The organism is Pseudomonas sp. EA_35y_Pfl2_R5, from assembly GCF_963970805.1.
Classification (GTDB): Bacteria; Pseudomonadota; Gammaproteobacteria; order Pseudomonadales; family Pseudomonadaceae; genus Aquipseudomonas.
The window spans coordinates 1-8,521 of record NZ_CAXAOW010000029.1 but is presented as its reverse complement, the minus strand read 5'-3'; the positions used below and the strand labels follow the sequence as shown (position 1 = coordinate 8,521).

Annotated in this window: 8 protein-coding genes, 1 tRNA gene and 3 pseudogenes; 7 read left to right on the top strand and 5 right to left on the bottom strand. The window is 58.2% G+C overall.

What is annotated here, in order from left to right; translation table 11 throughout:
- Positions 1-123: pseudogene (locus AACX99_RS21875) on the top strand (IS1595 family transposase); the annotation flags it as partial.
- A gap of 56 nt (positions 124-179) precedes the next feature.
- On the opposite strand, the gene efp reads toward AACX99_RS21875, so the two are convergent.
- The 4 genes from efp to AACX99_RS21855 all read right to left on the bottom strand — a co-directional run bounded on the left by efp (position 180) and on the right by AACX99_RS21855 (position 2,542).
- The gene (efp, locus tag AACX99_RS21870; RefSeq protein WP_325506236.1) at positions 180-752 is read right to left on the bottom strand and encodes an elongation factor P; all 573 of its coding nucleotides are present in this window, start codon (positions 750-752) and stop codon (positions 180-182) included.
- 46 nt (positions 753-798) lie between these two features.
- Complete coding sequence (gene earP / locus AACX99_RS21865) at positions 799-1,932, bottom strand: elongation factor P maturation arginine rhamnosyltransferase EarP (protein WP_339414522.1); 1,134 nt, start codon at positions 1,930-1,932, stop codon at positions 799-801.
- 242 nt (positions 1,933-2,174) lie between these two features.
- Positions 2,175-2,264 (bottom strand) — tRNA-Ser (locus AACX99_RS21860).
- 92 nt (positions 2,265-2,356) lie between these two features.
- Complete coding sequence (locus AACX99_RS21855) at positions 2,357-2,542, bottom strand: hypothetical protein (protein WP_339414521.1); 186 nt, start codon at positions 2,540-2,542, stop codon at positions 2,357-2,359.
- Between the two features lie 226 nt (positions 2,543-2,768).
- On the opposite strand from AACX99_RS21855, the gene AACX99_RS21850 reads away from it, so the two are divergent.
- The 6 genes and pseudogenes from AACX99_RS21850 (at position 2,769) to AACX99_RS21830 (ending at position 8,340) form a co-directional block, all read left to right on the top strand.
- Positions 2,769-3,458: a crotonase/enoyl-CoA hydratase family protein gene (locus tag AACX99_RS21850; protein WP_339414520.1), complete on the top strand. Its 690-nt coding sequence runs from the start codon at positions 2,769-2,771 to the stop codon at positions 3,456-3,458.
- A 167-nt stretch (positions 3,459-3,625) separates the two neighbouring features.
- Positions 3,626-4,651: pseudogene (locus tag AACX99_RS22310) on the top strand (cache domain-containing protein); the annotation flags it as partial.
- Positions 4,652-4,681: 30 nt separating this feature from the next.
- On the top strand, positions 4,682-5,509 hold the full coding sequence (locus AACX99_RS22305) for a methyl-accepting chemotaxis protein (RefSeq protein ID WP_445261896.1): 828 nt from the start codon (positions 4,682-4,684) through the stop codon (positions 5,507-5,509).
- A 61-nt stretch (positions 5,510-5,570) separates the two neighbouring features.
- Entirely contained in the window at positions 5,571-6,431 is an 861-nt protein-coding gene (locus AACX99_RS21840; protein ID WP_339414518.1) for a substrate-binding periplasmic protein, read from the top strand.
- 70 nt (positions 6,432-6,501) lie between these two features.
- Positions 6,502-7,224: a 1-acylglycerol-3-phosphate O-acyltransferase gene (locus tag AACX99_RS21835; RefSeq protein WP_339414517.1), complete on the top strand. Its 723-nt coding sequence runs from the start codon at positions 6,502-6,504 to the stop codon at positions 7,222-7,224.
- 144 nt (positions 7,225-7,368) lie between these two features.
- A complete protein-coding gene (locus AACX99_RS21830; protein ID WP_339414516.1) occupies positions 7,369-8,340 on the top strand; it encodes a magnesium and cobalt transport protein CorA in 972 nt (323 codons plus the stop codon).
- Between the two features lie 65 nt (positions 8,341-8,405).
- Here AACX99_RS21830 and AACX99_RS21825 read toward each other — a convergent pair.
- Positions 8,406-8,521, bottom strand: a pseudogene (locus AACX99_RS21825) (IS1595 family transposase); the annotation flags it as partial.

The window sequence follows — 8,521 nt, the reverse complement described above, 5'->3', positions numbered from 1 at the left end:
CGCTACCTCCCGAACTACCTGGGCTGGCGCCGCATGCTTGAACGCTATCAGCAGCGTATTCAGCCCGTTCACTGTATCCAGGAGGCGGTTGGTCGGACCATGCAACACGCGATTGGGACATAGCCATAAAAAAGCCCGACTCAAGGTCGGGCTTTTTCTTCTCGCCATTAAAGCCGATCTTAGACCGGAGCTTTAGCGCGGGATTTGTACTCGCCGGTACGGGTGTCGATCTCAATCCAGTCGTCAATGTTGCAGAAGTCTGCAACCTTAACTTCGGTACCGTTGCTCAGCTTGGCTGGCTTCATCACCTTGCCGGAAGTGTCGCCGCGGGCGGAACCTTCGGTGTAAGTAATTTGGCGAACGATGGTGGTCGGCAGGTCAACCGAAACCACTTTACCTTCGAAGAATACGGCTTCGCAGACGTCGGTCATGCCATCAACGATGTACGGCATTACGCTTTCCAGGTCGTCTTTGTTCAGCTCGTACTGATTGAACTCTTCGTCCATAAAGACGTAGTTCGGCTCGCTGTAGTACGAATAGGTCACCGCAACGCGATCGAGGATCACCGGCTCCATTTTGTCGTCAGCTTTGTACACGGTTTCAGTCGAGGAGCCGCTGAGCAGGTTCTTCAACTTCATTTTAACGATGGCGCTGTTACGACCGGATTTGGTGAATTCGGCCTTCTGGATCAGCCAAGGTTGGCCGTCGATCAGGGCCACACTGTTGGGCTTCATTTCTTGTGCGGTTTTCATACGAATATCCGGGTTTGGATGGAATTACAAAATTCTTGGCCGCGTATCATAGCCAATTTAGGTAAAACAGCACCAGCGCCGCGGCAAGATCGGTCTGAGAGGCCCGTTGCAGACACCAGTCTTCGGCGTGCCTGCACTGCTCAGGCCAGCTATGCAGCAGTTGTTGCCAACTCTCATTGACCGTCTCGGCGGTATTCCACGCACGCCATAGATCAATCAGTGCAACCTGTGCTGCTGCTGATAAACCTTCCTTATATAGCGTCAAGAAGGCTTCGAGTTTTTCCAGATGGGCGTTATCCGCTTGCTGGTAGATATGCCAGAGTAATGGCCGCCCAGCCCACTGCGCACGGACAAAGGAATCCTCCCCGCGCACCGCATTGAAGTCACAACTCCATAGCAGCCGGTCGTACTGATCCTGCTGGATAAACGGCAGCACCTGGATATGCAGCTGACCGCGTTGTTGCACATCCCCGACGCGCATAGCTGTGCAACCGAGACAAGCCTGCAGATCCGCCAGAACTCGCCCTTCCGGCACCAGTAACTGGCTGGCTTGCATATCGGCAGCCAATACATCCAGCCAACTGGCCAGCGCGGCGTTTTCGTAGGCAAACAAAGAGATCAACCGCGCCCCAGGCAGCGGCGTCACGCCGATGCTGCGCAGAAACACCTCGCGGGCACTACTGTCCGCCTGAAACGCCCGGCGCTGCGCCAACAGGTCACGCTCACGCAGCAGACCGCCGCTGCCTGCAGTGAACCCTGGAAAGAAGAAGAACTTCGACAGACCATTGGATTGCAATGACGGTAAACCATGGCAACCCTCTACCCAGTCTTCGGCACTCAGGTACTCAAGGTTGAGCCAGAGCGGTTTCTGCACACGCTGCGCCATCGCCGCTATATAGGAAGCTGGCAACTCACAGGCGAACGCCTCGATCACCACATCAGCAGGCTCGACCTCCTGCCACTCGGCACGCCACCAACAGACTTCAACACCCTGCTGGATTTGCCACTGCGCCTGCGCGCCAGCCTGCGGACACAAACGCACAAACGCGCCTAGATCATCCACCCACAGCCGCACCGCCAGACCATGCTCGGCCACCAATTGCCGCGCCAACCGCCAGGTCACTCCGATATCGCCGTAGTTATCGACAACGCTGCAGAAAATGTCCCAAGTCGCCTTCATGCCCAACCCCAATTGCCAGGCGCGCAGTCTAACAAGCACCCAGCGGCGAGTGAGTTACCAATGACGCTCCTGGATGCCTTCCAGGACGTCACGGCGTAAGTAAAAAACGCCACTACGGTGTACGTCCAAGGTTGGGCCATGACTGTCATCTGTACCATTGCGCTGTACCAATTCGGTGCAGACTTGCGGGGCCTTAAACGAAAAAACCCCCAGAAAGATTGCTCTCTGGGGGTTTTCTAATATGGCGGTGAAGGAGAGATTCGAACTCTCGATACGATTTCTCGTATACACACTTTCCAGGCGTGCTCCTTAAGCCACTCGGACACTTCACCGGGGCTCGACGGTCATTGCTGTCTGCCGAGGCGCGCTAATCTAGCCGAACAGCTTGCCAAAGGCAAAAGCTTTTTTCAAAAAATTCATGCGCTTATGCCATATGCTGGTCTTCGGCCGGGAGATCTGCCGTGCTCGGCTCGAAGCGCTGCTGGCCGAACAAGATAAAGCTAAGGGAGATAAACAGGCCAAAGCCGAACAGCCCCAGCACACCCGCTGGGCTTTGAGTCTGTTGATTGCTTGCCAGCCAGAGCATGCCGATCAACAGCAGCAGAGCCAATGCTGCGCGCCAGCACCTGAGAAGTCGGATTAAGCCAGGCATGTCGATCACTCCTTAATAGAGTGGCGACCTTAAGTGCGAGCAAGCCGTGCAGCCCAATTGGCGATCTTGATCGCCGCCATAGCCCAAACTGCCGCAATCGCTGACCAGCTAGTCAGCCATCATGCTTTACCTGACCGGTGCGGATGAGTAACGTCTGCTGCACTTCAGTCCAAGGAACCCGACCATGAGCGACCTGATCAGCTACCAACTCGACGATGGCATTGCCACCCTGACCCTGTGTAATGGCAAGGTGAATGCCATCTCCCCGGACGTGATCACCGCTTTCAATGCGGCCCTGGATCGCGCCGTACAGGACAAGGCCATCGTGATCATCACCGGCCAACCGGGCATTCTCTCCGGTGGCTACGACCTTAAGGTTATGACCTCCGGCCCGCAGAATGCCATCGACCTGGTGGCCTCCGGCTCCACCCTGGCGCGCCGCATGCTCGCTCACCCCTTCCCGATCATCGTTGCCTGCCCAGGCCACGCGGTGGCCAAGGGTGCCTTTATTCTGCTTTCGTCTGACTACCGCATCGGCGTCGAAGGCCCGTTCAGCATCGGCCTCAATGAAGTACAGATCGGCATGACCATGCACCACGCTGGCATCGAACTGGCCCGTGACCGTCTGCGTAAATCGGCTTTCCATCGCTCGGTGATCAACGGTGAGATGTTCGACCCGCAAAGCGCGGTCGATGCCGGCTTCCTCGATAAGGTAGTGCCGGCTGAGCAGCTGCATGCCACCGCGCTGGCAGTTGCCCAACAGATGAAGAAGATCAACATGACCGCGCACAAAAACACCAAGCTGAAAGTGCGCAAGGCGCTGCTCGAGGCCCTCGATCAGGCGGTCGAGCTGGACAAGAAGCACATGGGGTAAAGCCCTCAGCAACACCGCAAAGCCCGGCCCATGTGCCGGGCTTTTGCATTTAATGGCAAAACAATGGCAAACCCGCAAGCAATCTGGCCAGCCTGTAGTACTTTTAACAGGTAAGGCCAGGGAGCGAGGCACTCATCGATCTATTCGAATTGCCGCGGGAGCGTGCTATGAAAATTGCTCATAAGGTTGGCCTGGCTGCAGCCATTGTGCTGTTTCTCACCACTAGTTTGCTGTCACTGGCGCAAGTCAGCCAGGTTCGCGCAGCCTTGCATAACCAAGTCGCCGCGAGCATCGCGGAGTCGAGTAATGCGCTGGCGCGGCAGATCGAAAACTGGCTCAACGCCAAGCTCAAACTGATGGACCTGATGTCGCAAAGCATCGACAGCAACTACAGCCCCGAAGAAACCCAGCGCATCGTCAACAGCGCCATGTTGAAAAACGAATTCATCCTGGTGTTCGGCACCCTACAAAGCGACGGCAAGCCGATCAAAAATAGTGACGAGTGGAAGCCTGCTCCGGAATGGGACGGTCGCCAGCGGCCCTGGTACGCCACTGGTAAGGCTGGCAGCCAGGCCGTGCTTACCGAACCCTATGTGGACTCCACCACCGGTGAAATCCTGATTTCAGCCGTTAGCCGCATCACCAATGCCGGCGAATTCCTCGGTGTTTTGGGTGGTGACATCCGCTTGGAAACCGTGGCCGATGCGGTCAACACCCTCGACTTCAACGGTGCTGGTTACGCCTTCTTGCTGACCCGCAACGGCAACATCATTTCCCACCCCAACACCGAGCTGAACGGCAAAAACTACAGCGAGCTGTTCGGCGGCCAGAGCCCGGCACTGAACAAAGAGCTGCAGGAAACCAGCGGCGGCGATAAGGACCTGCTGGTGTCCTTCACGCCACTGCCGAACCTCAAGGGTATGGATTGGTATATCGGCGTGGTGCTGGACAAGAGCATCGTCATGGCTGAGGCCAATGCCCTGAGCTGGCGCGCGGTGATCGGCACCGTGCTGGGGGTGATCATCAGTCTGATCGTGCTGGGTGTGCTGATGAACAGCCTGCTCAAGCCCCTCGACCACCTGCACAACTCGCTGCATGAGGTGAACAGTGGTGAAGGTGACCTTACCCGCCGCCTGCCCGCCGCCGGCAACGATGAAATTGCCCTGGTTTCCAAGGAGTTCAACAGCTTCCTGCAAAGCTTGCAAAGCCTGATCAGCGAGGTAATGGGCAGCTCCAGACAGGTGCGCGAAAGCACCACCATGACCTCCAGCGAAGCCAATCAGGCCGCCAATCGTCTGCAGCAGCAGTTGCAGGAACTCGATCAGCTGGCCACCGCCATGCAGGAAATGGCCTCCACCGCAGAAGAAGTCGCGCGCAATGCGCAAGCTGCCGCGCAGGCAGCGCTGGCGGCCAATCAAGAGACTGAAAATGGCGTGCGCGTGGTCTCTCGCTCCACTGAGGCGATCAAAAATCTGGCCGAGGAAATGGACGAAACGAGCCATGCGATCAACGAGTTGGCCAAGCTAAGCCACAACATCGAGTCGATCCTCTCGGTGATCACCAGCATTGCCGATCAAACCAACCTGCTGGCCCTCAACGCCGCCATAGAAGCCGCGCGCGCCGGTGAATCCGGCCGAGGTTTTGCCGTGGTGGCCGACGAGGTACGTTCACTGGCCTCGCGCACCCAGCAGTCGACCCAGGAAATCCGCCAGATGATCGATCAGCTGCAATCCGGGGTGAAGCAGGCCGAATCACGCATGCAGCAGAGCCGCGATACCGCCAGCAAGACCGCAGAAGAAGCCGGTGCGGCCAACGACATGCTCGGACGCATCAGCGATGCGATCACCCGGATCAACGACATGAACCTGCAAATTGCCACCGCCGCCGAGCAGCAGAGCGCCACCACCGAGGAGATCAACCGCAACACCACCAATATCCGTGACATCAGCCATGAGGTAGCCGCCGGCGCCGAAGAACAGGTGCGCCAGTGCGCCGTAATGGTCGAACAGGTCGGGCAGCAGGACCATCTGCTCGGGCGCTTCAAGGTCTGAGCTCCGTACATAGGGCTGCACCTGCTCGTGCAGCCAGCGCCAACCGCTAAGGGGATTGGGCATGCGCATACTCGTAACGTGGCTACTGTGCCTGGCCATGCACGGCATCGCCCAGGCGCAAACACCCGTCAGTGTTACGGTGTTGTGTGACGCCAGTTATCCACCCTACAGCTACGCCGAAAACGGCGAAGCAAAAGGCCTGTACAGCGATATTCTGCGCGCCGCCTTCGCGCGTATGCCGGATTATCGCGTAAGCATCCGCCCGGTGCCCTGGCCACGCGGGCTGGCAGCGCTGGAAAAGGGCGCAGCCTTTGCCCTGTTCCCGCCCTACCACCGCCCCGTTGAACGACCCTGGATGGATTACTCGCGGCCAATTCTGGAGGAAAGTGTGGTGGCCTTCGTACGCGCCGAGCTGACACAGCAACGTGCCATTGAAGATTTTCCGGCCGCCTACGCCGGCCTGCGTATCGGCCTCAACCGCGGATTCAACGTCATCACCGCCCCCAGCTACAAAACCATGCTTGCGGCTGGCGAGGTGCAGCAAAGCTACGCCACAGACAACCGCACCAACCTGCTACAACTCAGGCGCAAACGCATTGATGTGTATATCAATGATCGCCTGTCGATCCTCTGGGAGCTGCAGCAGATGCGCAGCGAAGGCCTGTTTGCCAGCAGTGGGCTGGACTGGCTGGTCGAAGGGCCGGCGCTGTCCAGCGAGCACGGTCATCTGGGCTATACCCGCATCAATGAACAGGCCTACCCCTACAAGCAGGACTTTATGCAGCAACTGGATCAAGCCCTGCTGACCCTTGAGCAGGATGGCAGCATCACCCGCCTGGCCCAGCGCTACAGCTCGATTGACCTGCTACCCGCCACCGGCAACGGCTCTAGCAAGGACGCAACAAGCGGTAACGACCTCTGATCAGCATCAATTGCTGAAAGCAGTGCACGCCCGTACACTGCGCGCCTTTTTCCTATGACGGGCGTACCAAATGCTTTTTCTTCTGCGCATGCTGGCGATGGGCGTGCACTTTATCCTCGCCGGCGTCCTGGGACTGTTGCTCGGTATCTGCCGCCCGTTCAACCCTGATAACAGCCGTCTGTGCGCACGCCTCTACAGTATTCCAGCGCAGTGGCTGCTGCGCTGGAAGCTGAAGACTGACGTACACACCCTGGAACACCAGCACGCCTGCGTGATCGTCGCCAACCACCAGTCCAACTACGACCTCTACGTGCTCGGCCGTGTGGTGCCCAAGCGCACCGTGAGCATCGGCAAGAAGAGCCTGAAGTGGGTGCCGTTCTTCGGCCAGCTGTACTGGCTGGCCGGCAATGTGCTGCTCGACCGTGGCAACGCCATTCGTGCCAAGCAGGCAATGCTCACCACCACCGATACCCTCAAACACAAGGACACCTCGATCTGGGTGTTCGCCGAAGGCACACGCAACCTCGGCAAGGGCCTGCTGCCGTTCAAGAAAGGCGCATTCCAGATGGCGATTGCCGCCGGTGTGCCAATCATCCCGGTGTGCGTCAGCACCTACGTAAACCATATCCAGCTCAACAGCTGGAACAGCGGCGAGATCATGATCCGCTCGCTGCCGGCCATCCCCACCGCCGGCCTAAGCCAGGATGACTTGCCGCAGCTGCTCGAAACCTGCCGCACGCAGATGCAGCAATGTATCGATGTGCTGGATCAACAGCTCTGCCAAAGCGCCTGACGCAACCTGCATACGCCCCAAAAGCCCAGCCTCGAGCTGGGCTTTTTATTGCCGAATGTAGCTGGTGCAGCAGCCGTTCACTCACACCCACGGCTAGCATGCCGCTAAGCTGCCTACTGAGGTCACCGATAATAAGGAAACACCATGGGTCGCGTTGTTGCCGCAGCTGTTTACAACAAGGGCAAGAAAGTCACCAATATCAGCCTCGACGAAGGCAAGCCATGGTCAAAGAAACCAGGGCATTTCGTCTGGATCGGCCTGCATGATCCCTGCCCCGAGGAGCTGATCAGCCTGCAGCAGCAGTTCGACCTGCATGAACTGGCACTGGAAGATGCCCTGCAGCGGCACACCCGGCCCAAGCTGGAAACCTTCGGCGATGCGCTGTTTATGGTGCTCTACTCACCCATTGTGCTCAACGACGAGCTGACCTTTGTCGAAACCCAGCTATTCGCCGGCAGCGGTTACATCATCAGCGCCCGCTACGGCGAATCCGCGCCCTACTCCCAGGTGCGCCAACGCTGCGAGGCGCGCCCGCTGCTGCTTGAGCACGGCGAAGATTTCGTGCTCTACGCCCTGCTCAGCTTCGTGATCGAGAACTACCGTCCGTTAATGGACAACTACCACGTCGAGCTAGAGGAGGTGGAACAGCACGTGCTGAAAAACCCACTGAGCCAGGATGATGTCGAGCGCATCCAAGGCCTGCGCCGTGATCTGCTGCGGTTGCGTCGCTATATCGGGCCGCTGGCAGAAATCTGCAAAGAACTGCAGCGCCTCGACTTCCCGTTTATCGACAAGAACATGCGTCCGTACTTCCGCGACGTGGCGATTCATGTCAACCGCCTTCTGGAAGACCTGACTGGCCTACGCGAGATGGCCGACCACGCCATCGAGATCGGCCTGCTGCTGGAATCCTCCCGACAAAGCGTCACCCAGCGCAAGTTCGCCGCCTGGGCAGCGATCCTGGCCTTCCCTACAGCGGTGGCAGGGATCTACGGGATGAACTTTCAGAATATGCCCGAGCTTGCCTGGCAGTACGGCTACTTCGGCGTGCTCGGCTTGATCACCACCGGCTGCGCCGGACTTTATGCAAGCTTCAAGCGTTCCGGCTGGCTATAAAATTGCCTGAAGCAATTGTTAACCTCGCGTAGCTGCAGCCCGTAGGGTGGCAGCCATAAAAAAGGCTATGTCCCAATCGCGTGTTGCATGGTCCGACCAACCGCCTCCTGGATACAGTGAACGGGCTGAATACGCTGCTGATAGCGTTCAAGCATGCGGCGCCAGCCCAGGTAGTTCGGGA